Genomic DNA, 26,787 nt, shown 5'->3' with positions numbered 1-26,787 from the left:
ATAGGTGGCCCACAAGGAGGAACGCGCATGACCGAGCCCTGGCTGTCAGCTGACGACATTGCCGCGCACCTCGGCGTCACCAAAGACACCGTCTACACGTGGATCGCCGAGAAGAACATGCCCGCCCACAAGGTTGGCAGGCTTTGGAAGTTCCAGGCCACTGAGATCGATTATTGGGTCCGCAGCGGCGGCGCGGCAGTTCGACGATGCCGATGACATCGCTGCTGTCCTGCGCTACCGCCTCGCCGCTGTGACCAGTCGGTACACGAGTTCCGGACGCACCCGCACCGCGCCCCGCCTGATCGCAGGGCTCATTCCCGAAGCAGCCGGACCCATGGCTGACGACATGCGGCGAGCGCTTACGGAGCGTCGTGAGCTGGTCGAGGCACGTGCTGACGCGGTGCTCGACCGCGGCATCAACGAAGGTGAGAGCTGGGTTGTTGGGCTCGGCGCTGTACCGTCTGATCCGAAGCAGTTGGCGGCCTGGCGTCGCTCGGCCAGGGTCGTTGCCGCGTACCGGGACCGCTACCAGGTTGGAGCCGATCCGGCGCTCGGTGCTGCAGCGGAGTCGACGTCGCAGAAGCGCGACCGGGCCGCAGCCGAGGCGGCACTGAAATCGACGCAGAGTGCGGCGCGTCGACCGCGACCAGAGGTGCCAGTGCGACAGCGTGAAGCGCGTGGTCTCAGGTTCTGACACTTCCTGAGCGTTATCTCCACTGCGCTTGACCGACCGATGGCTCTCGCCTAGAGTAGGAACTAATACGACAGGCTCGCTTCTCTAGATGAGACGCGGGTCTGTTCTCCTTTTGGCCGAGGTACTCCAACGGGGCATGCCTCGTGAGGACAGCGAGTGCATGCAGAATCTGGACAGCTCTTACGCGAAGCCCTTCTTGTCGATTCCTGCCCAGATCCGGCGGCTGCGTGCACGCGGCATGGATTGTGGTTCAGATGAGTTCGCTGCCGCGGTACTGGAACGGTATGGCTATTACAGGCTCTCTGGCTATTGACATCCCTACCGGGAGTTCCAGCCTGCTCCCGTTCCGACGCTGAACGACGAAGGTCGAGAGAACCGCCTCGATACGTTCCGCCCCGGAACCAAGCTGGAGCAAGTGGTCTCGGTCTACGACTTCGATCAGGAGTTGCGCACCAGACTCAGTGCTCTGCTGAGCCAGTTGGAGATCTCGCTGCGGTTCTTCATCGGCCACCGGCTCGGTGCCGTCGACCTGTTTGCGCATCGAAAGCCCGAAGTCCTCGGAGCACTCCGCCCCGCTGAGCCCGGTCATGCACAGGAGCCGACGACTGCGTATACCGAGTGGCTCATTGAGTACGAGAGGCACGAATCCCGCGCCCGGGATGAGTTCGTGCTGCACTTCCGTGAGAAGTACGGGCCGCATCTACCGATCTGGGTTGCGACCGAGGTGATGTCTTTCGGTGTGCTCAGTAACCTCTACACGCTGATGCCGCAGCTTGATCAGGAGATCCTCGCGGCACGATTCCAGGTGAATACGGCGGACGGTAAGGGAGATCGCGGCGCGTTCGCGAACTGGCTCAATGCGCTCCGCGTGGTTAGGAACATCTGCGCCCACTACGGCCGTGTTTGGAATCGCGTCTTTGACGTCATCATCGATGCTCCCGGTGCCGTCCGCAACGATGATCAGCATCTGCTCCAGCAGCTCGGGATGAGCACGGTGTCGAATCGTCTTTACGGTGTCCTGTCGATCCTGCGCTACCTCATTCTGAGTATCGCGCCCGATGACCGGAGCGTGCTCGATGTGGTGGAGTTCATCACAGGGCAGGCCCAGCGGGTTGGTTTCCGTCTCCAGCAACTCGGTTTCCCAGAGGGATGGGAGAACGAGGAGCTGTGGGACCCGCGCTTCAGGTTGGACTCGCAAGCGATGACCGCCGCGGGACTCCTTGACCAAGCTCGGTCGTTCACCACAGCCCAGGCCCGGGCGGCGCTTACGGCGGCGCAGGTACGTACAGACAGTTCCGCAACGTCACCGCGGAGCCTCGCCGCTGCACAACGCACCCAGCTTCGCACCTATCTGTACTACGGCTGCCTCATCGAGATCAACCTCGGCAAGGCCAAGCACTATCCCCAATTCCAGTTCCGTGACGGCAAGATGATCGACGCCGTCGGCGACATCAACCAGCAGCTCACCCACAAAGCCGACAAAGCGGAGAAGACAGCCCTGTCACAGGCGCTCATCACCTGGTGGCAGACGCCCAACCCAGACCTACCGGTATCGTCCGACGGCCAGGCCATGTCGCCTCAGCAGTTGCTTGAGCACGTCACGGAAGACGAGTTCCGGGAAGCCATCGATCGTGTGAACGCTACAGACACCTTCACTCTCTGACCGTCACCCTCGCCTCAAGCGCTGCGCGTGATCCGGGGGCGCTTCGAGGCAGCCAGCTTCCGTAGGCTGGCAGCAGTACGACAGGCTCGCTTCTCTAGGTGAGACGCGGGCCTGTTCTCCTATCTACCGCAGCCGCTCGCACCATAGGGTTGCCGCAGGCCACACTGGAAAGGAGCACCACGATGTCGACCGTGATCGAGGTGTATCCGTCGTCGTCGCACTTGCCAACGTTCAAGGAGCTCGCGGACGAGGTCCAGGCGGTGCTGATCGAACATCGTGCGAATCCTTACCTGGCTGAGATCATCGGCGACCTATCTGACGCTGATCTCCGTCCGCATATCGAACGCGTGATGGACATGCCCGGCGGGAAGCGCTGGGCCAGGTTCGACGATGAGGCCGAGACGTTGGACTTCCGTGACGGTGATTACGGGTGGCTCTCGTTCCCGGTCATTGAGTACGCGTTCGATTTCTACCTTGACGACGACGTCAACGAGTTCGAAGATGTCTCGCACGCGGCGGTGATTGCTGACCATGCCGAACGGGCGGCGAAGATCGGCACACTCGCTGGATTCCCGTTCGAGAAGGCCGCTCAGGTTGAGCACTGCTGGTTCTTGCGGATGCAGGCAGCGCAGCCGCTCCAGACGCGGATTCTCGCCGGATATGTGGCCGTCGCGCTCGCACGCCTCACGAGCGGGTTCATCTTCTCCGACGATGGCGGCGTCGACTACGACCGTGTCCCGACCGAGCCGGAGTCGTTTCTTTCCTGGTATCCGGAATGGATTACACACGACATGCTCGGACCGTCCAGCCACGGCTCGAGCATGCAAGAGGACCAGCGTTAGAGGGTTCGCATTTCCAACGGCTCCTGCGTGGCCTCGGGAGCCCGCGTAGCGAACCGAGGCGAGGTTCGGGTGATCTGCCCGTGCTGCGCAAGTTCACGGATGTCCACGGCATCAGTGACAGCATGTGCCCAACCTTGCTGAAGCAAGAGGTTCGGGCCGTAACTGGCGGCGCTCATCACCGATCCCGGCACCGCGCACAAGAACCGGTCAATATCCCGGGCCTCGTTCGCCGTGACCATCGCCCCGGCCCGGACACCTGCCTCGACGGTCACCGTCGCATCGGAGAACGCAGCCGGCACGCGGGCACGATCCAAGAATCGCTGCCGGGTCAGTGAGACACCGGTGGCGTTCTCGGAGACGAGGACGCCGTTCTGCCTGATCCGCTCGAACAGCTCCGTATGCGCCGACGGATACGCTCGGTTCACGCGCGAGGCGAGTACGGCGATCGTGCTGCCACCGCCGGAGAGCGCGCCGCGGTGGGGCTGCTCCTTGGATGCCGAGCGCTCCGCCGGAGACGTTCGTGTAGTTGCTGTGTACGGGGTCGGCGGCGAAGACCTTCGTGACTTCTTCGCCGTAGGCAGTGGCGGCGCGTGCTCCGTCGAACGTGATGGTCTTGTGTGGGGTGCCGGTGAGTTGGTCAGTATGGCCTCGAGTCCAGAGCCCGTACGGCGCACGTCCGCCCAGCTCGCTCAGCAGCACCGGCGATTCTGGATCGGTCGGCGTAATGAATCGATAAGGTTCGCCATCTTCGATGAGACGGGCGACGGTATCCGGGCTCATCCGGGTCCGCGCGGGTTCCCGCCAGACGGGCGCTTCGGCGTCGCCTATGCCGGGCTCTCGTTATCGTTCTCGATGAACGCGACGGTATCGGCCGCGCCGACTCTTGCGATGAGATTTCCGGTCGGTGCGTGGTTCGGTGTGCCGACGATGGCGAGCACCATCCGGGCGGATCGCTTATCCCGAGCGAGATCAGTGAGCGTAGACATCAGCGGGGCTCCTTCACGATCGGTCTTCGCCCCATAGGTGCGCAGCGAGTTCCGTCCGCTGTCTCACCGAGCTACGCGATACTCGCCCTTCGGATGGCGTGGCGTTCAGCCGCACGCACGCGCGCCAGAAGCACCAGCGATACCGGGCCGTAGAGGAGGAACTTGAACCCGTTCCAGACGCACACGACCATCACCGGGTAGAGCCACTTGGAAGCATCGTGCTCGACGAGCACGCTCATGAGCGCTGCGAGGTAGAAGTAGACGACGACAAGCAGCATCGCTGGGATGCCCCACTTCAAGCCGCGGCGGCTGCGGAGCTTGTCGAGCACGATGTTCGTCGGCATGAGCCGCCGCATGAACGCGCGGACGTATAGGCTGGCGATCCAAATGAAGCGAAGCATGGGAACAGTCCTCTCCTGTCAGGAGGCGACAGGTAGTAGAAGGACCGTTCGACCGGAGCCGCACGTCGTGCCATCACGACCAGTGATGGCGTAGCAGGTAGAGGTCACCTACTTCCAAGCTACGCCTGAACTTCTACCGAGGCAAGAGCCGCCGATACACTGACCGCATGGGCGAGGAAGATACTCACGACAGCGGCGCAGAAGGTAAAGGGTCGTCACAGTTGAGTGGCTTTTCGGCACACGTGTCACCCCAGCTTCAGACACAGATCAACCGCTCGATCGGCATCATCAAGGGCTCCGCACTCTCGGGCCTGAAAATGCCAAATCTAGGTCTCAACGCGTCGCTGTTCAAAGACATGGGCTCGACGGCCAAGATCTTCGAGTCGCAACAAAAGACGTTGGCCTCGATTCTCAAGACTAACTCGGATTCTCTATCGTTCATCAAGGGCACAGGCATCAAGATGCCACAAGGCGCAATGTCTGCGCTCAAGCTGAACCAGGATTTCCTCGGCTCATACACACAGTCGATCCTCAATAGCGTCGATCTTGGAGTCTCAGACACCGTTAATCGCGCCATTGCGCAGTTCGCGTCAATACAAGCTGATTGGCTCAAGCATCTTGCCCCTACGCTGGCAAACCTGAAGCGAAGTTTCTATCCTGAGAACCTTCAGCCCATCGATGGTCTTCGGTTTGAATCTGTCCAAGAGGTCGTCATGTCGGATGGAATCCCGCTGTATGGAGTTCCACGTACGTCGATTGCGCAGGCGCTCCTCGAAGCAGATGGTCGCGGCAGACGACGCGAGATACTTGGACGTCGATGGCGCTCGATCTCTGAAGACTGCCGCGTCGTGCTCAATAGTTGTCAGTCCTTGGCAACTAAGGCGTTCAGGGATTCGGCGCGTGCGGCGTTGGATGCTCTGGACGCTGGGTATTACCAAGCAGCACAGGCACTGGCCGGGTCCATCATCGACGCGATCCTCAACATGTACTTCGGTAGCGAGAGGACGAAGTACACCCCGCACCCTGCCGGCAAGCGCACAACGGCAGCCTACGAAGAATTCGGTAATCGTCAGTTCATCGCGTTCGCGCCAATCTGGACTACCTACCAGCAGTTCCACGTCAACCAGGGCGACAGCATACCGAGCACTTTTAGTCGAAACGCAACGGCCCATACCGTGAGCCCGCGTCAATACAACCGCCGCAATGCGATCCAGGGGTTGATGGTCGCATGCAGTCTGATCCTCCGCGTGCACGAGGAGCACGAGGCAAGCCGCGGCTAAGTCACACACCCGCGGAGCGTGAAAAGTTCACTGTCCCAGGAAAAGCTTGCCGATTTCGATCAATGAACCGGAAATCACTTCCGAGGAGATCGAAAGCCCGAGCGGTACGGCTCCTGTGCGCACCTTCGACAAGAATCCCCGTGTCCGTTCCGACTCGACCGACTGTTCGCTGGCCACAATTTCAACGAACTCTTCCGCGTCTTCCGCAGAGAGGCCAAGTTGCGTAACCTGGCGAAGGAACTCATCTCTATTTCCGAGCAGCTTGGCTTTCTGAGAAATGTTCGACCCTGTCGCTACGCTATTTCCACTGCCGTAGATGTTGTTTGTCGTGTTGAACACAACCGGAGCCAGGGAAGGCTCCGTAGACAACGATGGTCCACCGACAGTTCCCGCCTCAGGGAACTGAGTCTGAAGAGCAAGAGCGAACTCCATCGCCTTGTTTCGGATCGTGTCGATGATCCCCATCAAAGACTGTCGCGGGATGGAGTTCCAGGCGCTGAAGAGTCCGTAAAACTCAATTCCGAAGATCCCCGCTGCCTCGTAGCGCTTGACTTCCCACGCAGGCCAATTCAGCTGCGGGTCATCTTCACCAGAAGCAAACGCTTGTAACTCCGCCAGCGGCTGACGCATCCGAATAGTGAACTGGTCAATGAAGTCGGGATGCGGCGGGAGCGGCTGCTTGATTTGGCTCTGAAAGGGGCCGGTAAATAGACCTGTTACCGAAGTGATCGTCGAGCGATAGGCAGGAAGGTCCGTTTCATCGTCGTACCCTGCAAGCTCCCGTTTCGTCCACTCCGAAACGTCATCTGCACCAACTCGTGTAGCCGCGATCTGTACCTTTCGGAGAAGATTGACTGTGCTGACAGAGTCATCCGTAGCACCGTCAATGATCTGATCGAGAAGCGTCTGCACTGAGTCCTCCTATTGCACTGAGCGGGCTGTCCCAGCCTACTTGGCACCTACGACAATCGAGCTGGCTCCTGACGCCCCTGAGGCGCTTCCCGACAGACGCGCTTCGGAATTTCGTCGTACCGCTCGAGCGTTTTCCGCACCGAGTCTCGGCTGGCCCCGATCGAGCGGGAGATCCCTCGAAGCGATTCACCCTGTCGGAACAGTCGAACGGCCTCGGCGGCCTCCGATCCGTGGAGCCCAGCTGAACGCCGCACAACGCCGTTGTCGGTGAGGTGCCGGGAGAAGGTGGCGCGGCGCACCTCGTACTTGACTGCGAGGTCGGTGACGGTCGAGCCGCCGAGGTAATCGTCGATGAGTTGGTGAACCTGAACGGGGGGGGGAGAAAGGTTTGAACAGTTGCCTTGCCCTTCACGACCGGCCCACGTACATCGCTGATCGGGGCTTCCGCCCCCTCTGAAAGGTGTGGTAGACGCCACGCTTCCAACGCTTGATCAGGGTGTTCTGGCCGGGGGTAAGGTTTGTCAAGAGAAGCCTCAGGCACCCCAGACAAACGCCCTGACTTTCGCAGTCAGGGCGTTTTCGTTGTATAGGTCACGGCAAACCGTGGACCGCCTTGTTGATGCCCGGGTAACTTGACGCAACGAGCTACTGCGTTGGCCGATGCTCCAACCCAAGAATGGGATTACCGTAAACCGACTGAACTTCGGCAATAACGACCCGATACTCGCCGAGCCACTCGCCGTAACGACTCTTCGCAAGCTGGTGCGTATCCATCACCATCAACTCGCGCAACGCATCCATACTCGACCAGTAGTACACCTCGGAATACAGCCCGGTTTCTTCGTTGTGCCAGGCCTCTCCACCCAAGAATCCCGGAATGGCACGAGCGCGCTCGGCAATCTCGCTGTCGATCCGGTGGAACTCATCAGTCAAGTTTTTCGTTTCAAAGATGAAGGTAGAGCTCACCTTCGGCATTTCTTGAGTCATAACACGTCCCCTTCGACGATCAAGTTCAAACATCACACCAGCGCCGAGACTCATTCGACTCGATGCCGTAACAAACACGGCCTAAAGCGTATCGCCGGCACCTATCGGCCAACCCGAAAGCACCTGACCAAAGCACTTGTCGCCCGCGATCCGTTTCAGCTGTTCGCGGCTACACACGTAACACAACCACACAAGCGCAGCGGATGCGGTCAAATCGACAGTCGTGCATACGTCACCGGCGGCGTAGAATCACCCCTATGGCCACTCCGAAGATCCTCCTGTATTACGTCTTCACCCCGCTGGCCGACCCCGAAGCCATCCGCCTCTGGCAGCGTCAGCTGTGTGAGCGCCTCGGCCTTCGCGGTCGCATTCTCGTGTCGCCTCACGGCATCAACGGCACGGTCGGCGGCGACGTTGTCGACTGCAAAAAGTACGTGCGCGCGCTCAAGGAATACGCGCCGTTCAAGAACGTCGACATGAAGTGGTCCGAAGGCACCGGCATCGGTGAGGACGGCTTCACCCTCGACTTCCCGCGCCTGAGCATCAAGGTTCGCGACGAGATCGTCGCCTTCGGTGCACCCGACGAGGTCAAGGTCGATGACAACGGCATCGTCGGCGGCGGCGTCCACCTCAAGCCCGAAGAAGTCCACCAGCTCGTCGAGGCCAAGCCCGACACCGTCTTCTTCGACGGCCGCAATGCCTGCGAGGCCGAGGTCGGTCGGTTCCGCGGCGCCATTGTGCCCGACACCGTCACCACGCACGACTTCATCCGCGAACTCGAATCGGGCAAGTACGACCACCTCAAGTCGAAGCCCATCATCACGTACTGCACCGGTGGCGTGCGCTGCGAGATCCTCTCGGCGCTCATGATCAACCGTGGTTTCGAAGAGGTCTACCAAATCGATGGCGGCATCGTTCGCTACGGCGAAACGTTCGGCGACGACGGCCTCTGGGAAGGCCAGCTCACCGTCTTCGACGGCCGCGAATCGATTCCCCTGGGCCACAACCCCAAGACCATCGGCGCCTGCGTCGAATGCGGGAGTGCTTCATCCCGACTGCAGAACTGCGATGACACGCTCTGCCAGCAGCGCCTTGTCGTTTGCGACTCGTGCACCGACCGCCACAGCAAGTGTGCGCGTCACCCGCTCGAGGCTGCCGCTTAGCACCAACAGTAATGCCCATGGAGATGCCCGCTGACGAGTTCGAACAGCTCGTCAGCGAAGAACTCGATGCCCTGCCCGAGGACATGCTCAACGGGCTCGACAATGTCGTGTTCTTCGTCGAAGACCGCCCCGAAGACGGCTCGCTCGACATGCTCGGCGTCTACGAAGGGTTCGATCTCACCGAACGCGGCAACTACGATTTCGCGCCGCTGCCCGACCGCATCATCCTGTTCCGCGAACCGCTACTGGCGATCTGCGAAACCGAAGCCGAGTTGCGCGACGAAGTGCACATCACCCTCGTTCACGAGATCGCCCACTTCTACGGCATCGACGACGACCGGCTTCACGAACTCGGCTGGGGCTAGCTCACCGACCCCGGCCATCCCTGCTCACGCAGCCAGCCACACAGCCCCGCGACGTCAATCGCTTCAGGCACCGCCGCATCCACCCGCAACATCGCGAGCTGTCGCGAGCACTCCCGGGCATAAAACTCGGCTTCTTGCGCCGCCCAGCCCGGCCACCAGCGGTCGTCTCCGTCGCGCGCGGTGGCACGCGGCTCCCGCAGATCGGCGGGTGCATCTAGCCAAACGGATGCGGTCAGGTACGGCACGCTCGCGCGCGAGATTGCTCCGCATCCCTCAATAATGAGCACCTCACTAGGCAGCACGACACCGCCGTTGCGAAACTCGTTCGCGTGCCAATCCCAGGCCTGCAGCCGGGCTTCGTTTCCCTGGGACAGTGTCTCGAGCGTATCGGCCGCGGCGCGGGCACCGGCATCAAGGCCGTCCCATCCCGGATAGAACAGGTCCATGTGCAGGATGCGCACCGTCATGACAGGTTCGAGTGTTTGCGCGATCCGCTCCGCCAGCCGGGATTTACCGGCACCGGAGCGGCCATCAATCGCCAGCGCCCGCGGCATTCGCGCACGCTGGCTGTCAGGGCCCACTTATCGCTTGAGCGCGCGGATCACGCGTGGCAGTGCGCGTCCGGTCGTGCGCATGAAGCACGTGGCCACCACGGTCAGCGGCACGCAAACGGCGAGCAGCGCGACGACGTTCGGGCGGAAACGGGTTCCCTGCTGATCGGTAACCATGTAGCCCATCGGCAGGACGACATCGCCAGCCTTGAACTCCACGGGACGGATGGCGCCATCGCCGTCGATGTGCTGACGGTTGTGCTGGTCGTTGTTGTGCTGGTCGTTGTTCTGCATGGCACCCAACGCTAGGCATCGCACTTGCACACCACCTGAATATGCGGCGCAAACGGTAGCCGTTTTCTTGCGGCATTCAGCACCGACAGCCACACCAAACCGTCGCGCGCGTTTTCATCGAACTCAGACGTTCAGCAACTAGGCCGCGTATGGTAACCGCGTGACTGACACGATTCAGAGCTGGCCCGGAACCCCCTACCCCCTCGGTGCAACCTATGACGGATCGGGAACGAACTTCGCGATCTTCTCCGAGGGTGCGGAACTCGTCGAACTGTGCTTGTTCGACGATGACGACGTCGAAACCCGCGTGCGCCTATTTGAGCAGGATGCATTTGTTTGGCACTGCTATCTGCCGAAGGTTGGTCCCGGCCAGCGGTATGGCTACCGCATCCACGGCCCGTATGACCCGGCGAACGGTCAGCGGTTCAATCCTTCGAAGCTACTGCTCGACCCGTACGCGAAGTCAATCGAGGGTGGCATCGAATGGGGCCAGTCGGTGTTCAGCTACAACTTTGGCGACCCGGACTCGCACAACACGGACGACTCGGCCGCGGCGATGCCCAAGGGCGTTGTCATCAACCCGTTCTTTGACTGGACCGGTGACCGCCACCCGCGCGTGCCGTACAACGACTCGATCATTTACGAGGCACACGTCAAGGGCCTGACGGCCACGCATCCGGATGTTCCCGAAGAGCTGCGTGGCACGTACGCGGGCGTCGCGCATCCTGCCGTCATTAGCCACCTCAAGAACCTCGGGGTCACCGCCATCGAGCTCATGCCGGTGCACGAATTCGTGCACGACTCGACGCTCGAAGAAAAGGGCCTGCGCAACTACTGGGGCTACAACACGCTGAATTTCTTCTCGCCGCACGGCGACTACTCGGCCGCCGGTGACGCCGGCCAGCAGGTGCAGGAATTCAAGGCGATGGTGAAGACCCTGCACGCCAACGACATCGAAGTCATTCTCGATGTGGTTTACAACCACACGGCCGAAGGTAATCACCTGGGCCCAACGCTGAGTTTCCGCGGCATCGACAACCAGGCGTACTACCGCCTCGAGGACGACCAGCGTTACTACACCGACTACACCGGTACCGGTAACTCGCTCAATATGCGCCACCCGCACTCGCTGCAGCTGATCATGGATTCGCTGCGTTACTGGGTGACCGAAATGCACGTCGACGGTTTCCGTTTCGACCTCGCATCCACCCTCGCGCGCGAACTACACGACGTCGACCGACTCTCGACGTTCTTCGACCTCGTACAACAGGACCCGATCGTCTCGCAGGCAAAGCTCATCGCCGAGCCCTGGGACGTTGGACCCGGCGGCTACCAGGTCGGCAACTTCCCACCGCTGTGGACCGAATGGAACGGTATCTACCGCGACACGGTGCGCGACTTCTGGCGCGGTGAGCCTTCGACGCTCGGTGAGTTCGCCACCCGCATCACCGGTTCGAGCGACCTGTACGAGCGCAGCGGCCGCCGCCCGGTCGCCTCCATCAATTTCGTGACCGCCCACGACGGCTTCACGCTGCGCGACCTCGTCAGCTACAACGAGAAACACAACGAAGCCAACGGTGAAGACTCGCGCGATGGTGAGAGCCACAACCGCTCGTGGAACTGCGGCGCCGAAGGCCCGACCGATGACGCACAGATCAACGCGCTGCGCGCACGCCAACAGCGCAACTTCATCGCCACCATGATGCTCTCGCAGGGTGTGCCGATGCTGCTGCACGGCGACGAACTCGGCCGCACCCAGCAGGGCAACAACAACACCTACGCGCAGGACAGCGACCTCAGCTGGATCGATTGGGAAAACGCCGACGAAAACCTGCTCGAGTTCACGCGCGCGCTCTCGCACCTGCGCCGCGAACACCCGACGTTCCGTCGCCGCCACTTCTTTAGCGGCAAGATCGCCAAACGCGGTGAGGGTGAGGGCCTGCCCGATGTGGTGTGGCTCTCGACCGACGGCAGCCAGATGGCCAGCGAAGACTGGAACGAAGCGTTTGTGCGCGCGATGGGGTACTTCCTCAATGGCGACGCCATCGCCGGGCGCGACAAGTGGGGCGAGCACATCGTCGACAAGAGCTTCCTGATCTACTTCAATGCTTCGACGAACGATGTTGAAGTCACGCTGCCTTCGCAAGAAATTCAGATGCATTGGGATGCGGTGGTCAATACCGCGGGCATGGATGCAGCACAGCAGTATGGTCCAGGCACCACGTTCATGATGCAGCCGCATTCGATGATCGTGCTGCGCGAGGCCGAACCGGTTCAGACCACCGATGAGGTGGTTGCGGTCGATACGACCGTTATCGCGCCGACGGTCAATGTGGTCGGCGGCACGCCCTCCGAGCAGACCGCAATGTCCTAGGGACCGATGATGCGCACTCCAACTAGCACCTACCGCCTGCAGCTCACGCCGTCGTTCACGTTCGACGACGCCACGGCAATCCTGCCGTACCTGGTGAAGCTGCGCGTCGATTGGGTCTATCTCTCCCCCATCCTGCAAGCGACCGAAGGTTCGGAACACGGTTACGACGTCGTTGACCCAACCCGAGTGGATGCGGCCCGTGGCGGTCGCGAGGGATTCGTTCGGTTCGCGAACGCCGCACACGAACTCGGACTCGGCGTGCTCGTCGATATCGTGCCCAACCACATGGGTGTCGGCGATCCCAAGCAGAACCCCTGGTGGTGGGATGTGCTCACCCACGGCAAGAACTCGCAATTCGCGCACTACTTCGACATTGATTGGGATGCGGGAGGCGGCAAAGTACTCTTGCCGGTCATCGGTGACGACGATATGCCGAAGGAACCCGGTGCCCCGATCCACGGCATGTGGGCGGACCGCGACGTCAACGTGTTGCGCTACTACGACCACGAGTTCCCGCTGGCCCCAGAATCGGCCGCGAACCCCGAAGCCGGAACCCGCGAGATCCACGATGCCCAGAACTACGAACTCGTGCACTGGCGCCAGGGCGACTGGAACCTCAACTACCGCCGCTTCTTTACCGTGACCGAACTTGCCGGTCTGCGCGTTGAACTCGACGATGTTTGGGAGCACGCCCACCGCGAAATCCTCAGCTGGGTCGACGAAGGCCTGGTTGACGGCCTGCGCATCGACCACCCGGACGGGCTACGCGACCCCGCCGGATACCTCAAGAAGCTCAGCGAACGCACCGGAATCTACATCTCGGTCGAGAAGATCCTCGAACCGGGTGAAGCCCTCCCCGACTGGCCCGTTGCCGGTACCACGGGTTACGACGCCCTCGGCGAGATTGAGCGCCTGCTGGTCAGCCCCGATGGCGAACTCGAACTCAGCAGCTTTGCGGCCGGTCTCTCGCACCGCGATGTTGACGACTGGCCCACGCTCATCCACGCGATGAAGCGCTTCGTCACCGACGGCCCGCTGCACGCCGAGATGCGTCGCATCACCCGCGAGCTCGCCGCCGCTGGTGTTGACGGCGATCGGGTAACGGATGCGGTGAGCGAGTTGGCGGCGTCGTTCGCGGTGTACCGCACGTACCTACCCGACGGCGCGAGCGAACTCGATGATGCGTTTCAGCGTGCCGCCGACTGGCGCCCTGACCTCATCGACGAGCTGGAACGCATCCGCCAAGTCTTGTCGGACCCGGCACAGCCTGCTGCCGCCCGATTCCAGCAGACCACCGGCATGGTCATGGCAAAGGCCGTCGAAGACCGTGCGTTCTACCGCTACTCGCGGCTGACCTCGCTCAACGAGGTCGGCGGTGACCCGTCGGTATTCGCGCTGAGTGCCGCTGAGTTCGCGAAGCTGCAAGCCGCCCGGCTCGCCCACTGGCCGCACGCCCAAACAGCGCTCACCACGCATGACACCAAGCGCAGCGAAGACGTGCGCGCCCGCATCGATGTGCTCGCCGAAGTGCCCGAGCTGTGGGATGACACCCTCAGCGGGCTGCTCGACATTGCCCCGATCCGCAACCGTGGCTTCGCTAACCTCCTTTGGCAAGCCGTCGTTGGCGCTTGGCCGGCCGACCGCGAGCGGCTTCACGACTACGCAACCAAGGCCGCCCGCGAAGCCGGCGACATCACCACCTGGACCGAGGTCGACGACGACTACGAAGCCGAACTCCACCAGGCGATCGACGCCGCCTTCGATAACCCGGCCGCGCGCTCACTGATCTCGAACCTGCTCAACCGCATCCGCATCCCCGGATGGAGCAACTCGCTCACGATGAAAGCGTTGCAGCTCATGGGCCCCGGCGCCCCGGACATCTACCAGGGCACCGAGCTGTGGATGCGCGCCCTGGTCGACCCCGACAACCGCCGCCCGGTCAACTACCGCATCCGTGAACTCGCCCTCGACGCCATCCTGCACGGCGAACGGCCCTGCGTGGACGACTCGGGCGCCCGCAAGCTGCTGCTCACCGTGATGGCGCTGGATGTGCGCCGTCACTTTGGCAACCGGCTCGACCGTTTCGCACTCATTCCGGCCCGAGGTGTGGCGGCCGCCAACGCCGTCGCGATTGACCGTGGCGAAGCCGTCGTCATCGGCACGCGTCTGCCGATCGCCCTGAGCAACCTTGGTGGCTGGCAGAACACCGAGATCGACCTGCCCGTCGGCACCTGGCAGTGCCGCATGACCGGATACGAATACACCGGTACGGTGCGACTCGAAACAGTGCTCGACGACTATGCCGCAACCATCCTGGTCCGCACCGGGCTCTAGCAGCCGCAACCGAGTGCATCCATGCCCGCTGCGGCACACACCCGCCAGCACGACCACCGCTACCGACAGGAGTCACCATGCGCGACACCCGTTTCGACATCTGGGCGCCCTATGCGAAATCGCTGCGTCTCATTGCCAACGGCGAAACCTACGCAATGCGCCACTCCGACGAGCACTGGTGGCGACCGGTCGGGTTGCCCGACCTTACGGGCGTCGAGGTCGACTACGGTTACCTGATCGACGACGACCCGCACCCCTACCCCGACCCGCGCTCGCGACGTCAACCGGCTGGGGTGCACGGGCTTTCGCGCACCTTTGATGCGGATGCATATGAGTGGCAGGACGACAATTGGCGCGGCCGGCAGCTGGCCGGTTCGGTGATCTACGAACTGCATATCGGCACGTTCACGCCGGACGGCACCCTCGATGCCGCCATCGACAAGCTCGACCACCTCGTCGACCTCGGTGTTGACTTCGTTGAACCGCTGCCGGTTAACGCCTTCAACGGCGACGTCGGCTGGGGCTACGACGGCGTCTACTGGTATGCCGTGCACGAGCCCTACGGCGGCCCGGCCGCCTACCAACGATTTGTCGATGCCTGCCACCAACGCGGACTCGGCGTCATCCAAGACGTGGTCTACAACCACCTCGGCCCTGCCGGTAACTACCTCGGCAAGTACGGCCCCTACAACGCTTCGCGCCACCAAACCGATTGGGGCGACGGCATCAACCTTGACGGGTTCGATTCCGACCAGGTACGCCGCTACGTCATCGACAACGCCCTGATGTGGTGCACCGATTTTCACGTTGACGGGCTGCGTCTCGACGCCGTCCACGCGCTCATCGATACCCGCGCAAAGCACATCCTCGAAGACCTTGCCGACGAGATCCACGCCCGCAGCGCGTTTCTCGGTCGGCCACTGACGCTCATCGCCGAATCCGATATGAACGCGCCGCGATTGTTCACCAGCCAATCGGTTGGCGGCTACGGGCTCGATGGCCAGTGGTCCGATGACTTCCACCACGCCGCACACGTCTCGCTCACCCGCGAATCCGACGGCTATTACGAAGACTTTGCCGAAACCGCCGGACACGGGCTCGAAGCGCTCGCGAAGGTACTCACTCACGGGTTCTTCCACGACGGCGAACTCTCGACGTTCCGCCGCCGCCATCACGGGCGCCCCCTGCCGCCGGGCATCAACGCCTGGCGTCTGGTGGTCTCAACACAAAACCACGACCAGATCGGTAACCGTGCCCGCGGCGACCGGCTCGCCGAAACATGCCCGGTCGAACAGCTCGCGGTCGGCGCCACGCTCATGATGTGTTCGCCATTCACGCCGATGCTGTTCATGGGCGAAGAGTGGGGCGCAACCACCCCGTTCCAGTTCTTTTCGTCGCATCCAGAACCCGAATTGGCCGAGGCCACATCGAACGGCCGCATCGACGAGTTCGCGCGCATGGGTTGGGACGTATCGCAGGTACCTGACCCGCAAGACATCGAAACATTCCGCCGATCGCGACTCGATTGGATGGAACTCGATGCTCCCGAACGCCAGCATCTACTCAGCTGCTACCGCGACCTCATCAAGCTGCGCCGCACGCATCCCGAACTCACGACACCCTGGCTGCGCGATGTCTCGGTGAAATTCGATGCGGATGCGGGTTGGCTCACGTTCTGGCGCGGCGACCTGCAGATCGTCTGCAACTTCTCGAACGCGACCGTGACCGTGCCGCTCGACGTTGATGTTGCCTGGACCACCTACCGCGAGTCGGCTCAGTGCCTATTCGCGACGCAGGATGCGGTGACAATCGTTGGTGATGCGGCAACGATGCCCCCACACAGCGCGGCCGTGTTCGGCCCGCTCGGCGAGGGAACGCTTACGGCCTAGGGCGGTTGCTACCGGTGGTCGCTGGCCTGCCCTGGACGCTCAGCATTCGGACGTTCAGTGAGCCCGGTGCGGCCATCACGTCGCTCACCGCGCCCGAGGAGCGACGCCGGACGCAACACGCCGCGCCCAAATTTCGCGACCGCCGCATCCATCGCCTGCTCCGCCGCATCCCACTCATCGGAATGTTGCTCGTCCCAGAGCGTCACCGACGTCGCTTCATTCGCGGGCACGAGGCCGTCGGCGCGCAGCCCAATCAGACGCACCGGACGACCCGGCGCATGAAGTTCGTCAAAGAGTTCGGCCGCAGCGCGGTACAGAATGAGCCCGGTGCTGGATGCGCGCGTCAGCCGCACCTGCCGGGTCACCGTTTCAAAGCTGCTCCAGCGTACTTTGACCGCGACGGTACCCGCGGCAAGCTCGGCCCGGCGTAACCGCGCGGCCACCGCATCCGCCTGTGCCCGAAGCTCAAGCAAGAGTTGCTCGTGGTCGCCGAGATCCGTGTCAAAGGTCTGCTCGTGCGAGATGGACTTCTCGCGCCGCACCGGCTCAACCACGCGCGCATCCCTCCCCCAGGCGAGCGCGTGTAGGTGTGCCGCCATTGATTTGCCAACCATGCGCTCGAGCGCCGGCAGCGGCGTATGCGCCAAATCAAACACCGTGTGGATGCCGCGACCGTGCAGTTTCGATTCGGTGGTCGCACCCACTCCCCAGATCGCGCCAACCGGCAGCGCGTGCAGGAATGGCACGGTGTCGTCGTGCGGAATCACCAGCAGGCCGTTCGGCTTCGCTTTTCCCGATGCCAGCTTGGCCACAAACTTCGTGCTCGCCGCCCCGATCGAACACGGCAGTCCTGTTTCGGCGAGCACGCGCTCACGGATACTCGTCGCGATCTGCGCGGGATTACCAAACAAGCGCATGGCACCGCGAATATCAAGGAACGCCTCGTCAATCGATAGCGGCTCGACCAGTGGCGTGTAATCGCGAAAGATCTGCATGATGCGAGCGGATGCATCCCGATATTTGTGCATGTGGCCCGCGATCACCGTGGCTCGCGGCGCGAGCTGCAGCGCGCGGCTCATGGGCATGGCGGCGTGCACCCCGAGGGCTCGCGCTTCATAGCTCGCTGAGGACACCACGCCGCGCCCGCCGGTGCCGCCAACGATCACCGGGGTGCCAACGAGTTCCGGGCGCTCCAGCAACTCAACACTCACGAAGAATGCGTCCATATCGGCATGCAGAATCACCGCAGAGCGATCACCATGTCCATCGTCGACGCGACGGCTCCCCAGCGATGTTCGACTCACGACCCGTAATTCTCCCGATAAATCTCGCCGTGATCGGCAAGGCCACGCTTACCATTGCACGTATGGATGTGAAGCAATTTAACGCCGAACGTGTGTGGACTCGAAACTATGCCCCCGGAGTACCCCGGGATATTGAGCCGGTCACATCGTCAATCTACGACCTCTTGCGCGACCGCGCAGAACAGTTTGGCGACAGCCCAGCGCTCGAGTTCTTCGGCCGCGAATGGACCTTCGCACAGATGCACGACGAAGTTCTGCGCGTCGCCAATGGCCTGCGTCGCCTTGGCGTCAAGCCCGAGGACCGCGTAGCTCTGGTCATGCCAAACTGCCCGCAGCACGTCATCGCGTATCACGCGGTACTGCGTCTCGGCGCCATCGTTGCCGAACACAATCCGCTCTACACGCGTTCTGAGCTGCTCACCCAGTTCCGCGATCACGGCGCCACAGTCAGCATTGTTTGGGACAAGGTCGCCCCGCTGGTGCAATCACTTGCCGGTGAGGTCGAAGTGTCCCGCGTCATTTCGGTAAACATCACCAAAGCGATGCCGCTCAAGACCCAGCTGCTGCTCAAGCTCCCGGTTGCCAAGGCTCGCGAGTCGCGCGAAAAGCTCACGGCGAAGGCGCCGGGCACGGTGCCGTTCGAAAAGGTGGCCGCGCAGCAACCGCTCCCCGACACGTTCCCGATGCCGACCGCATCCAGCATCGCCAGCCTCGCCTACACCTCGGGAACCACCGGTGTTCCCAAGGGGGCGATCTTGACGCACAAGAACCTGCTCTCGAACGCCTACCAGGGCAAGGCGTGGATGCCCGAGTTCAAGACCGGTGCCGAAACGATCTACGGCATGCTGCCGATCTTCCACTCGTTTGGGCTGCTGCTCGGCTTCAGCTACGGCCTCGTGGCCGCGGCGCGCGTCGTGCTCTTCCCAAGCTTCGACGGTGACCTCATTGTCGAAGCCTCCAAGCGACACCCGGCCACGTTCATGCCTGGTGTACCGCCCATGTTCGACAAGATGGCTCGCCTGGCCAAGCAGGGCCAGCTCGACATCAGCAATGTCCACTACGCCATGAGCGGCGCGATGACGCTCTCACAGGGTGTTGTGGACCGTTGGGAAGCCCACGCCGGTGGCGGTCTGAACGAAGGCTACGGTTTGACCGAGGCATCGCCATTTGCGGTGGTGAACCCGTTCGGCGACAACCGAAAGGTTGGCACGATCGGACTCCCCTGCCCATCCACGACGGTTAAAGTCGTCGACCAAAACCACCCCGAAACTGAAGTCGAACTCGGCGAGCCCGGTGAACTCCTGATTCACGGCCCGCAGGTATTCCAGGGGTACTGGCGAAATGATGAAGAAACGCAAAAGACGCTGCTTCCTGGCGGCTGGCTGCGCACCGGCGACATTGTCGTGCAGGATGAAGATGGTTTCCTCACCATTGTTGATCGCAAGAAAGAGCTCATTATTACCGGCGGGTATAACGTTTCACCTTCCGAAGTTGAGCGCGTGATTTCTGCCGTACCGGGAATTGCTGAAACTGCCGTAGTGGGAATTACTCGCGGCACGTCAAATGTCGAGTCCGTTACTGCGGTTGTCGTTCTCGACGACGGCGCCGTCTTCGATGAGGCTGCGGTTCGTGCACACGCGCACCAGCACCTGGCTGACTACAAGGTGCCCCGCTCCTACGTAGTTTGGGACGAACTACCAAAAAATTTGCTCGGGAAGGTACAGCGTAAGCAAATTCGTGACAAACTATCGTCAAAGAACTAGTTGGTCAGCGCTGACCTCGTTTTGCGACAGGACGAAATATGGCCAAGGGCAATCAACCGAAGCTCATTGATGTTGCGAACGCAGCAGGAGTTTCAACAGCGGCGGCATCGCTTGCATTGCGTGGACTACCAGGAGTATCGGAAGCAACTCGGCAACGGGTGCAGAAAGTTGCCGAAGAACTCCATTACGAACTGAATATCACCGCGCGCAATCTCCGGATTCGAGCCACCCGCACAATTGGGGTGTACGCGCCAGAGAACACTTCATCCATCGCCTATTACATGTCATTTATTGCGAGTTTGGCGCAGCATGCAGCTCGGGCTGGATATGCCACGCTAATCATCCCCGTGGAAGCGGATATGCGAATGGTCACAGCCCAGGTGGATGGCCTCGTGATTATCGATGCGACAATTGGCGATGCCAACTTGGATCACCTGCTCGCATGTTCAAAACCGCTCGTTTCGGTTGAAGAAGTACCGAGTGTCTTCAAGAATCAACCGGATGCGGTCATCGCATTTCGTCACGAAACCGCGATGACGAAACTGCTCAACCACCTCTATGAGCAGGGCGCTCGAAACTTCGCGGCGATTTGCCCACCGGCAGAAACCGCTTGGGGTAGCCAGCTACAGGCTGCGACAAATGCCTTTGAGGCTAGGCAAGACGTTAGTTTCCAGCGACTGCCGGTGCCATTTGCCGTATCACCCGAGGACGTGCTCGCGCACGAGAACAAGCTCCACGAAGACCTCGACGCCATTGTCTGCACCTCCGATGGTTCGCTGCTCGAGGTACTGGGCTTGCTCCGAGACCAGGGGCGCAAGATTGGCGAAGACATCCTTCTCGCCTCATACATTGACAACGCGACACACTCGATCGTTCGCCCCGCAATTACCGCACTCGACCATGACGTTGAAGAGTCAGCCGAAGCTGCACTGCAGCTGCTGCTCAAGATGTTCCAAGGTGAAGATGACGGTATCCGTCCAAGGAGCACACCTCAGGTGTACGAAGAGCGCGAACCCCGGCTCATCATTCGCGCGAGTACCGCAGGAAAACTCAAGCCTCGACACTAACGCCGTCTAAGCTGGCGCGTGGCCGACCGCGCGCCAGTGTTCAACGTGGCCCCACCGCCGCGTTCATCGATTAAGCTACCCCACACGATTGGGGTGCGACTTCCCCCAATTCAGTGTGGAATACCCGGAAGTCATCCAACCACGAGGAAGGAATACCCATGGCCCTGCAGATGCCTGCCGAATGGGATGCACATGACCGCACGTGGATGGCTTGGCCGTCCCAGGGATACACGCTCGGCGACACCGAAGCCGAGGCCGAAGAAGCCCGCACAACCTGGGCTGCCGTCGCCAACGCCACCGTGGACTTTGAGCCAGTGACGATGCTGGTCCCCCGCCACGAACGTGAACACGCCCGCCGCTACCTCTCCGGTCGTGTCGAGATCCTCGAAGCAGAACTCAACGACGCCTGGATGCGCGACATCGGCCCGACGTTTGTGTTCGACACCGATGACGCCGGCACGACTACGCTCGGTGCCGTCAACTGGGTGTTCAACGGCTGGGGTGCGCAAGACTGGGCAAGCTGGGACAAGGACCAGCTTGTTGGCGGCATCGTTGCCGAAGCTGCCGCCGCCAAGCGCATCGACTCTGCCCTCGTCAATGAGGGTGGCGGCATCCACGTCGATGGCGAAGGCAATGTGCTCGCGACCCTCACTGTGCAGCTCGACCCGGGCCGCAACCCCGAATGGACCCGCACACAGATTGAAGCCGAGTTCGAGTCGAAAATCGGCACGCCAAACACGTTCTGGTTGCCGCGCGGCCTCGCCCGCGACTCCGAACAGTTCGGTACTCGCGGCCACGTCGACATCGTGGCGTCGTTCACGCCGGCAGGTCAGGTGCTGATTCACGACCAGCGTGACCCATCGCATCCCGACCACGAGATCATGAAGCAAATCGAGCAGTCGCTGCGCGAACAGTTCGACCGTGCCGGCACACCTCGCGAATTCTTGCGTGTGCCGGCCCCGGCCACCCTTCGCGACCTCGAGGGTTTCGTCGACTACAGCTACATCAACCACCTGGTTGCCAACGATTCGGTTATCGCCTGCGTATTCGGCGACAAGAACGATGCCGAAGCGCTCGAAGTACTCGCCCACGCCTACCCCGGTCGTGAAATCGTGCCGGTGGATGCGCGCCCCATTTTCGCGCGCGGTGGCGGTATCCACTGCATCACGCAACAGCAGCCTTCGCTACCGAACGCGTAGCCGAACCCCGTGCATCCACCGCAATACACGACGGATGCCCCAACGCCCGAACGCGGCGCCCCACCCCATGTGCGGCGCCGCGTTCGGGCGTTTAGGCCGCACCGCTTCACCCGCGCCGCCGCTCGGTCAACGTCGTTGCCTAGACTGATCTGGTGACTGACTCCGCAAAACCTTCGAACACCTTTGCACCGGCAGACCTCGAACTGCCAACCGACCTGGGCGAGCTTGAGAAGCTGCCACCACTCGAATCGTTCTTGGCGGCGCTGAATCTCGAAGACACGGGGGCTCGCACCGCGGCCGATATTTTCACCGGAAAGAACCAGTGGATGCCGAACGGCCGCGTGTTCGGCGGCCAGGTAGCAGCGCAGTCGATTATGGCGGCGGCGCGCACGCTGCCGGATGAGCGCGAATTGCACTCGATGCGCGGCAATTTCTTGCGCCCCGGCGACATTCACACGCCGATTACGTTCTCGGTTGAGCGCAGCCATGACGGCAACTCGTTTTCGACGCGACTGGTGCAGGCGTACCAGCACGGCCAGCCGATCTGGTCGATGATCGCCAGCTTCCAGGTGCCTGCCGACGGTATGGAGCACCAGATTGATGGACCGCTCGATGTGCCCCAGCCCGAAGACCTGCCTAGCGCGGCCGCGCAGGTTGCTGTGGCCGGCTCGAAGCTCGCGAACTACTGGCTGCACCGCCGACCGTTTGAAATGCGCTTCGTCGACACCCCGGTCTATCTGCAGACACCGTCAAATCGCGCTCCAGCCGAGATGGTGTGGATGCGCGCCACCGGTCCCCTGCCGGACGACCCGATGGTGCACCGCGCGGCACTGGCCTACGCCAGCGACTACGTGATGCTCGACCCAATTCTGCGCCGCCACGGCCTGACCTGGACGACCCCGACGCTGCGCATGGCTTCGCTCGACCACGGTGTGTGGTGGCACCGCTTTGCGCGGGTGGATGAGTGGCTGCTGTGCAGCGTGCACTCCCCCAGTTCGCAGGGTGGTCGCGGTCTGACCACCGGCGAATTTTACACCCGCGATGGCAAGCTCGTTGCGACCGTGGCGCAAGAGGCCATGGTGCGCCAGAAGCTCAGCTAAGCGGAACGCACCGCCCCGTTGGGTTGCCCAGCCGGCAGAAATTGTTGCCCCACGGCGCCTCTATCGCATATATGTCGACGAACCTGCTCTCAGGCAACAATTCCTGCCGCAGCTCCGATGCCATCAACGGCAACACCGCAACGGGCGGGTAACTCAACCGAGTTACCCGCCCGTTGCGGTGTTCTGGCACTGGGGCCAGGTGCGCGCTAGTTTGCGGCTGCGCGCTCCAGAATGAGTTCGCGCACGCGCTTGGCGTCGGCCTGGCCGCCCATTGCCTTCATGACCGCACCGATCACGGCACCGGCAGCTTGCACCTTGCCGTCCTTGATCTTGGCTAAGACGTCTGGCTGTGCGGCAAGTGCCTCGTCGATCGCGGCGATCAGCGCACCATCATCGGACACCACGGCAAGGCCACGCTGTTCAACAACTTCGCGCGGGCTACCTTCACCGGCGAGCACGCCTTCAAGCACCTTGCGAGCGAGCTTGTCGTTCACGGTACCTTCGGCAATCAGCGCCTCGATCTCAGCAACCTGCTGCGGCGTGGCGAGTTCGGTCGGGTGTACCTGGCGCTCGTTCGCCACGCGGCTGAGCTCACCCAGCCACCACTTGCGAGCACCGGCAGCGGTCGCACCGGCGGCAACCGTCTCGGCCACGGCATCCAGCAGACCACCGTTAACGATGTCCTGGAACTCCTGCTGACCAAATCCCCACTCGGCCTTCAGACGGCGACGGCGCAGTACCGGCTGCTCGGGAAGCGCCGCACGCAGCTCCTCCACCAGCTCGGCGCTCGGCTTCACCGGCATCAGGTCGGGCTCTGGGAAGTAGCGGTAGTCATCGGCGTCCGACTTCGGACGGCCCGGCGAGGTGCGGCCGGTGTCTTCGTGCCAGTGACGCGTTTCCTGCGTGACGGTACCGCCCGCATCCAGAATTGCTGCCTGGCGCTGAATCTCGTAACGTACCGCACGCTCGATCGAACGGAACGAGTTCACGTTCTTCGTCTCGGTGCGGATACCGAGCTTCTCGGTACCGCGAGGACGCAGCGATACGTTGGCGTCACAGCGCAGGTTACCGCGCTCCATGCGTGCCTCTGAGATGCCGAGCGCACGCACGATGTCGCGAATCGTCGAGACATAGGCGGCAGCAACCTCTGGGGTGCGTTCTTCGCCACCGAAGATTGGACGGGTCACAATCTCAATGAGCGGCACACCCGCACGGTTGTAGTCAACCAGCGAGTATTCGGCGCCCTGGATGCGGCCGGTTGCGCCACCGACGTGGGTGAGCTTTCCGGCGTCTTCTTCCATGTGTGCGCGTTCAATTGGAATGTGGAACACGGTGCCGTCTTCGAGTTCGATTTCAACCTCGCCGTCGTGGGCGATGGGGTCGTCGTACTGCGAGATCTGGTAGTTCTTCGGGTTGTCCGGGTAGAAGTAGTTCTTGCGCGCGAAGCCCGAGGTTTCGGCAATGTCGCAGCCGAGCGCGAGCCCGAGTGAGATGGCGTAGCGCACGGCTTCTTGGTTGACGACCGGCAGCGTGCCGGGAAGTCCCAGGTCGACCGGGCCGATGAACGTGTTTGGGTCGGCGTCGTGCGCACCGGCCGAAGGGTTCGGCGTGGGCGAGAACATCTTGGTCTTGGTCGAGAGTTCAACGTGAACTTCCAGACCGATTACCGGCTCGTACTTTTCGAGCGCTTCTTCGTACTTCATGAGATCTGGCTTGGCCATTAGCGCTGCGCCTCCTTGATTTCCGGAGCCTGCGCCAACAGTGTGCCGCCCCATTCGGTAACGAGATCGTGTTCGAGTGCTGCTGCCGCCTTGTAAAGGCGAGCGTCTTCACCGCTTGGCCCCATGAACTGCACACCAACCGGCAGGCCCTTCACCAGACCGCTCGGCAGCGAGATTGCGGGCAGACCGGCAAGGTTTGCCGGAATCGTGGTGAGGTCGGCGAGGTACATCGCCATCGGGTCGTTGATGTTCTCGCCAACCTTGAACGCCGGTTCGGTCGTGGTCGGTGCGGCGAGTACGTCAACCTTGGTGAACGCGTCGTCGAATTCGCGCTGCAGCAGCGTGCGCACCTTCTGGGCCGAACCGTAGTAGGCGTCGTAGTAACCGCTCGAAAGTGCGTAGGTGCCGAGCAAGATGCGGCGCTTGACTTCGTCACCGAAACCGGCGGCGCGCGTGGCGCTCATAACGCGCTCGGTGGTCGCCTTACCCTCAGGCACAACGCGCAGACCGAAGCGCACCGAGTCGTAGCGAGCGAGGTTGCTCGAAACTTCGGCAGGCATCAGCAGGTAGTACGCAGCAACCGCGTATTCGGTGGTCTTGAGGTCGAGGTTGACGATCTCGGCACCGAGTTCGCGGCAGCGCTCCAGCGAGGCTGTGAAGTTTGCAAGCACCTCGGGGTCGATGCCTTCGCCGTCGAGGTACTGCTTGGCGACACCAATGCGCAGGCCCTGCATCGAACCGGCTTCGGCACCGGCGCGAGCGGCGTCGGCGAAGGATGGCCAGTCGCGGTTGATCGAGGTTTGGTCACGTTCGTCGTGGCCACCGATCACGTCCTGCAGCATCGCAGCGTCAAGCACGGTGCGAGCGGCGGGCCCGATCTGGTCGAGCGACGAACCCATGGCGAGCGCACCGTAACGGCTGACTGCACCGTAGGTCGGCTTCATACCAACGGTTCCGGTGAACGCGGCAGGCTGACGAATCGAGCCACCGGTGTCGGTACCGAGTGCGAGCGGGGCTTCGAACGCGGCAACGGCCGCAGCCGAGCCACCACCCGAACCACCGGGAACGCGCTCGAGGTCCCACGGGTTGTACGTGGTGCCGTAGGCCGAGTGCTCGCTCGAAGATCCCATGGCGAACTCGTCGAGGTTGGTCTTGCCGAGAATCGGCATACCGGCAGCCTTCAGGCGCTCAACAACGTGTGCGTCATACGGCGGCTTCCAGCCTTCAAGGATGCGGCTGGCTGCGGTGGTTTCCAGTCCGAGCGTCGCGATGTTGTCCTTGACGGCGACCGGCACACCTGCGAGCGGCGAGGTGGCTTCGCCAGCATTGCGGGCCGCATCCGCTGCCGCTGCCTGCTCGAGTGCACCTTCGCCATCGACCTTGAGGAAGGCGTGAAGGGCGCCATCGACGCTCTCGATGCGGTCGAGGTGTGCCTGGGTGAGTTCAACCGAGGTGGTTTCGCCCGCGGCCAGTGCGGCGGCGAGTTCGCTCGCCGAACGGGTAATCATGTCGTTCATGTGCCCTGCCCTACTGTTCTTCGCCAAGAATTGCGGTGACTCGGAAGCGCGTTTCGTCGCGGTCCGGTGCGCCTTCGAGCGCGGCGTCGCGTTCGAGCACGGCACCCGGTTCGTCGGGGCGGAACGTGTTCGGCATCACCAGCGGGTGGGATGCGGGTGGCACATCGGGAGAGGCGACTTCGCGCACCTTCTCGATCATGTGCTGGATAGTGACCAATTGTTCGGCCATGCGCGACACCTCGTCTTCGGTGAGGTCAATGCGCGCGAGGCTGGCGAGGTGTTCCACGTCAGCTGCGGTGATGTCAGACATGCTGCTCCGTCTTCGAATGCGAATACGACCCGGCCATTCTAGTTCGCGCGAGTGCTGCCCACCCGCATGCC

25 protein-coding genes and 2 pseudogenes are annotated in these 26,787 nt (G+C 62.2%); 15 read left to right on the top strand and 12 right to left on the bottom strand.

The genetic code is table 11. The features are described from left to right. Nucleotides 1–27 precede the first annotated feature (27 nt). The 4 genes from ZBI01S_RS02930 (at nucleotide 28) to ZBI01S_RS02915 (ending at nucleotide 3,199) form a co-directional block, all read left to right on the top strand. On the top strand, nucleotides 28–216 hold the full coding sequence (locus ZBI01S_RS02930) for a helix-turn-helix domain-containing protein (RefSeq protein ID WP_066056105.1): 189 nt from the start codon (nucleotides 28–30) through the stop codon (nucleotides 214–216). A gap of 118 nt (nucleotides 217–334) precedes the next feature. Continuing rightward, nucleotides 335–694: a hypothetical protein gene (locus tag ZBI01S_RS02925; RefSeq protein ID WP_066056101.1), complete on the top strand. Its 360-nt coding sequence runs from the start codon at nucleotides 335–337 to the stop codon at nucleotides 692–694. Nucleotides 695–1,046: 352 nt separating this feature from the next. Further along, the gene (locus ZBI01S_RS02920) at nucleotides 1,047–2,357 is read left to right on the top strand and encodes an Abi family protein (RefSeq protein ID WP_281173217.1); all 1,311 of its coding nucleotides are present in this window, start codon (nucleotides 1,047–1,049) and stop codon (nucleotides 2,355–2,357) included. A 182-nt stretch (nucleotides 2,358–2,539) separates the two neighbouring features. Beyond that, on the top strand, nucleotides 2,540–3,199 hold the full coding sequence (locus ZBI01S_RS02915; protein ID WP_066056098.1) for a hypothetical protein: 660 nt from the start codon (nucleotides 2,540–2,542) through the stop codon (nucleotides 3,197–3,199). On the opposite strand, the gene ZBI01S_RS10060 is transcribed toward ZBI01S_RS02915, so the two are convergent. The 4 genes and pseudogenes from ZBI01S_RS10060 to ZBI01S_RS02905 form a co-directional block, all read right to left on the bottom strand. Beyond that, entirely contained in the window at nucleotides 3,196–3,780 is a 585-nt protein-coding gene (locus ZBI01S_RS10060) for a DNA-processing protein DprA (RefSeq protein ID WP_370664362.1), read from the bottom strand. The genes ZBI01S_RS02915 and ZBI01S_RS10060 overlap by 4 nt on opposite strands. Beyond that, nucleotides 3,692–3,979: pseudogene (locus ZBI01S_RS10195) on the bottom strand (DNA-processing protein DprA); the annotation flags it as partial. The gene ZBI01S_RS10060 and the pseudogene ZBI01S_RS10195, both read right to left, overlap by 89 nt. Before the next feature lie 44 nt (nucleotides 3,980–4,023). Beyond that, nucleotides 4,024–4,185, bottom strand: a complete 162-nt coding sequence (locus ZBI01S_RS09805; protein WP_159421361.1) for a hypothetical protein — start codon at nucleotides 4,183–4,185, stop codon at nucleotides 4,024–4,026. A 71-nt stretch (nucleotides 4,186–4,256) separates the two neighbouring features. Continuing rightward, nucleotides 4,257–4,586, bottom strand: a complete 330-nt coding sequence (locus ZBI01S_RS02905) for a sulfate permease (RefSeq protein ID WP_066056092.1) — start codon at nucleotides 4,584–4,586, stop codon at nucleotides 4,257–4,259. Between the two features lie 167 nt (nucleotides 4,587–4,753). Here ZBI01S_RS02905 and ZBI01S_RS02900 point away from each other — a divergent pair, with 167 nt between their 5' ends. Then, nucleotides 4,754–5,866, top strand: coding sequence for a hypothetical protein (locus ZBI01S_RS02900; protein ID WP_066056089.1), 1,113 nt, complete (start codon nucleotides 4,754–4,756; stop codon nucleotides 5,864–5,866). 27 nt (nucleotides 5,867–5,893) lie between these two features. Here ZBI01S_RS02900 and ZBI01S_RS02895 read toward each other — a convergent pair whose 3' ends face one another. Next, nucleotides 5,894–6,778: an AbiTii domain-containing protein gene (locus ZBI01S_RS02895; RefSeq protein WP_066056085.1), complete on the bottom strand. Its 885-nt coding sequence runs from the start codon at nucleotides 6,776–6,778 to the stop codon at nucleotides 5,894–5,896. Nucleotides 6,779–7,423: 645 nt separating this feature from the next. Beyond that, on the bottom strand, nucleotides 7,424–7,765 hold the full coding sequence (locus ZBI01S_RS02890; protein ID WP_083524448.1) for an antibiotic biosynthesis monooxygenase family protein: 342 nt from the start codon (nucleotides 7,763–7,765) through the stop codon (nucleotides 7,424–7,426). 257 nt (nucleotides 7,766–8,022) lie between these two features. On the opposite strand from ZBI01S_RS02890, the gene trhO reads away from it, so the two are divergent. Together trhO and ZBI01S_RS02880 are read left to right on the top strand one after the other, a co-directional pair. Beyond that, the gene (gene trhO, locus ZBI01S_RS02885; protein ID WP_066056081.1) at nucleotides 8,023–8,928 is read left to right on the top strand and encodes an oxygen-dependent tRNA uridine(34) hydroxylase TrhO; all 906 of its coding nucleotides are present in this window, start codon (nucleotides 8,023–8,025) and stop codon (nucleotides 8,926–8,928) included. Between the two features lie 17 nt (nucleotides 8,929–8,945). Then, nucleotides 8,946–9,293 (top strand): metallopeptidase family protein, encoded by a 348-nt coding sequence (locus ZBI01S_RS02880; protein ID WP_066056079.1) that lies wholly within the window; start codon nucleotides 8,946–8,948, stop codon nucleotides 9,291–9,293. On the opposite strand, the gene ZBI01S_RS02875 is transcribed toward ZBI01S_RS02880, so the two are convergent. Then, entirely contained in the window at nucleotides 9,290–9,847 is a 558-nt protein-coding gene (locus ZBI01S_RS02875) for a nucleoside/nucleotide kinase family protein (RefSeq protein WP_159421360.1), read from the bottom strand. The genes ZBI01S_RS02880 and ZBI01S_RS02875 overlap by 4 nt on opposite strands. A 27-nt stretch (nucleotides 9,848–9,874) precedes the next feature. Beyond that, entirely contained in the window at nucleotides 9,875–10,138 is a 264-nt protein-coding gene (locus ZBI01S_RS02870) for a hypothetical protein (RefSeq protein WP_110477031.1), read from the bottom strand. A 172-nt stretch (nucleotides 10,139–10,310) separates the two neighbouring features. On the opposite strand from ZBI01S_RS02870, the gene glgX reads away from it, so the two are divergent. The 3 genes from glgX to treZ all read left to right on the top strand — a co-directional run bounded on the left by glgX (nucleotide 10,311) and on the right by treZ (nucleotide 16,735). Continuing rightward, nucleotides 10,311–12,512 carry a glycogen debranching protein GlgX gene (glgX, locus tag ZBI01S_RS02865; protein WP_066056406.1) on the top strand — a complete coding sequence of 734 codons (2,202 nt, stop codon included), beginning with the start codon at nucleotides 10,311–10,313 and terminating at the stop codon, nucleotides 12,510–12,512. Nucleotides 12,513–12,521: 9 nt separating this feature from the next. Next, nucleotides 12,522–14,846, top strand: a complete 2,325-nt coding sequence (gene treY, locus ZBI01S_RS02860; protein WP_066056403.1) for a malto-oligosyltrehalose synthase — start codon at nucleotides 12,522–12,524, stop codon at nucleotides 14,844–14,846. A 77-nt stretch (nucleotides 14,847–14,923) separates the two neighbouring features. Continuing rightward, the gene (treZ, locus tag ZBI01S_RS02855) at nucleotides 14,924–16,735 is read left to right on the top strand and encodes a malto-oligosyltrehalose trehalohydrolase (RefSeq protein WP_066056069.1); all 1,812 of its coding nucleotides are present in this window, start codon (nucleotides 14,924–14,926) and stop codon (nucleotides 16,733–16,735) included. An 8-nt stretch (nucleotides 16,736–16,743) separates the two neighbouring features. Here the strand turns inward: treZ and dinB are convergent, their stop codons facing one another. Next, the gene (gene dinB, locus ZBI01S_RS02850) at nucleotides 16,744–18,039 is read right to left on the bottom strand and encodes a DNA polymerase IV (protein WP_083524447.1); all 1,296 of its coding nucleotides are present in this window, start codon (nucleotides 18,037–18,039) and stop codon (nucleotides 16,744–16,746) included. Nucleotides 18,040–18,101: 62 nt separating this feature from the next. On the opposite strand from dinB, the gene ZBI01S_RS02845 reads away from it, so the two are divergent. The 5 genes and pseudogenes from ZBI01S_RS02845 (at nucleotide 18,102) to ZBI01S_RS02830 (ending at nucleotide 23,168) form a co-directional block, all read left to right on the top strand. Next, on the top strand, nucleotides 18,102–19,802 hold the full coding sequence (locus ZBI01S_RS02845) for an AMP-binding protein (RefSeq protein ID WP_066056401.1): 1,701 nt from the start codon (nucleotides 18,102–18,104) through the stop codon (nucleotides 19,800–19,802). A gap of 38 nt (nucleotides 19,803–19,840) precedes the next feature. Next, nucleotides 19,841–19,981 (top strand): annotated as a pseudogene (locus tag ZBI01S_RS10190) (LacI family DNA-binding transcriptional regulator); the annotation flags it as partial. Between the two features lie 180 nt (nucleotides 19,982–20,161). After that, on the top strand, nucleotides 20,162–20,869 hold the full coding sequence (locus ZBI01S_RS02840) for a substrate-binding domain-containing protein (protein WP_245610517.1): 708 nt from the start codon (nucleotides 20,162–20,164) through the stop codon (nucleotides 20,867–20,869). A 158-nt stretch (nucleotides 20,870–21,027) separates the two neighbouring features. Continuing rightward, the gene (locus ZBI01S_RS02835; protein ID WP_066056062.1) at nucleotides 21,028–22,068 is read left to right on the top strand and encodes an agmatine deiminase family protein; all 1,041 of its coding nucleotides are present in this window, start codon (nucleotides 21,028–21,030) and stop codon (nucleotides 22,066–22,068) included. Nucleotides 22,069–22,283: 215 nt separating this feature from the next. After that, the gene (locus tag ZBI01S_RS02830; protein WP_245610524.1) at nucleotides 22,284–23,168 is read left to right on the top strand and encodes an acyl-CoA thioesterase; all 885 of its coding nucleotides are present in this window, start codon (nucleotides 22,284–22,286) and stop codon (nucleotides 23,166–23,168) included. Nucleotides 23,169–23,374: 206 nt separating this feature from the next. Here ZBI01S_RS02830 and gatB read toward each other — a convergent pair whose 3' ends face one another. The 3 genes from gatB to gatC are packed head-to-tail and all read right to left on the bottom strand — an operon-like array spanning nucleotide 23,375 to nucleotide 26,716. Further along, the gene (gene gatB, locus ZBI01S_RS02825; protein ID WP_066056059.1) at nucleotides 23,375–24,889 is read right to left on the bottom strand and encodes an Asp-tRNA(Asn)/Glu-tRNA(Gln) amidotransferase subunit GatB; all 1,515 of its coding nucleotides are present in this window, start codon (nucleotides 24,887–24,889) and stop codon (nucleotides 23,375–23,377) included. Then, nucleotides 24,889–26,406 carry an Asp-tRNA(Asn)/Glu-tRNA(Gln) amidotransferase subunit GatA gene (gene gatA, locus ZBI01S_RS02820; protein WP_066056055.1) on the bottom strand — a complete coding sequence of 506 codons (1,518 nt, stop codon included), beginning with the start codon at nucleotides 26,404–26,406 and terminating at the stop codon, nucleotides 24,889–24,891. Before gatA ends, gatB begins: the two co-directional genes overlap by 1 nt. Before the next feature lie 10 nt (nucleotides 26,407–26,416). Then, the gene (gene gatC, locus ZBI01S_RS02815; protein ID WP_066056050.1) at nucleotides 26,417–26,716 is read right to left on the bottom strand and encodes an Asp-tRNA(Asn)/Glu-tRNA(Gln) amidotransferase subunit GatC; all 300 of its coding nucleotides are present in this window, start codon (nucleotides 26,714–26,716) and stop codon (nucleotides 26,417–26,419) included. Nucleotides 26,717–26,787: the final 71 nt, after the last annotated feature.

The sequence above is a fragment of the [Zimmermannella] bifida NBRC 103089 genome (assembly GCF_001570925.1).
Classification (GTDB): Bacteria; Actinomycetota; Actinomycetes; order Actinomycetales; family Microbacteriaceae; genus Gulosibacter; species Gulosibacter bifidus.
The sequence above is the reverse complement of the archived record's forward strand: the minus strand, read 5'-3'. Positions and strand labels throughout refer to the sequence as shown.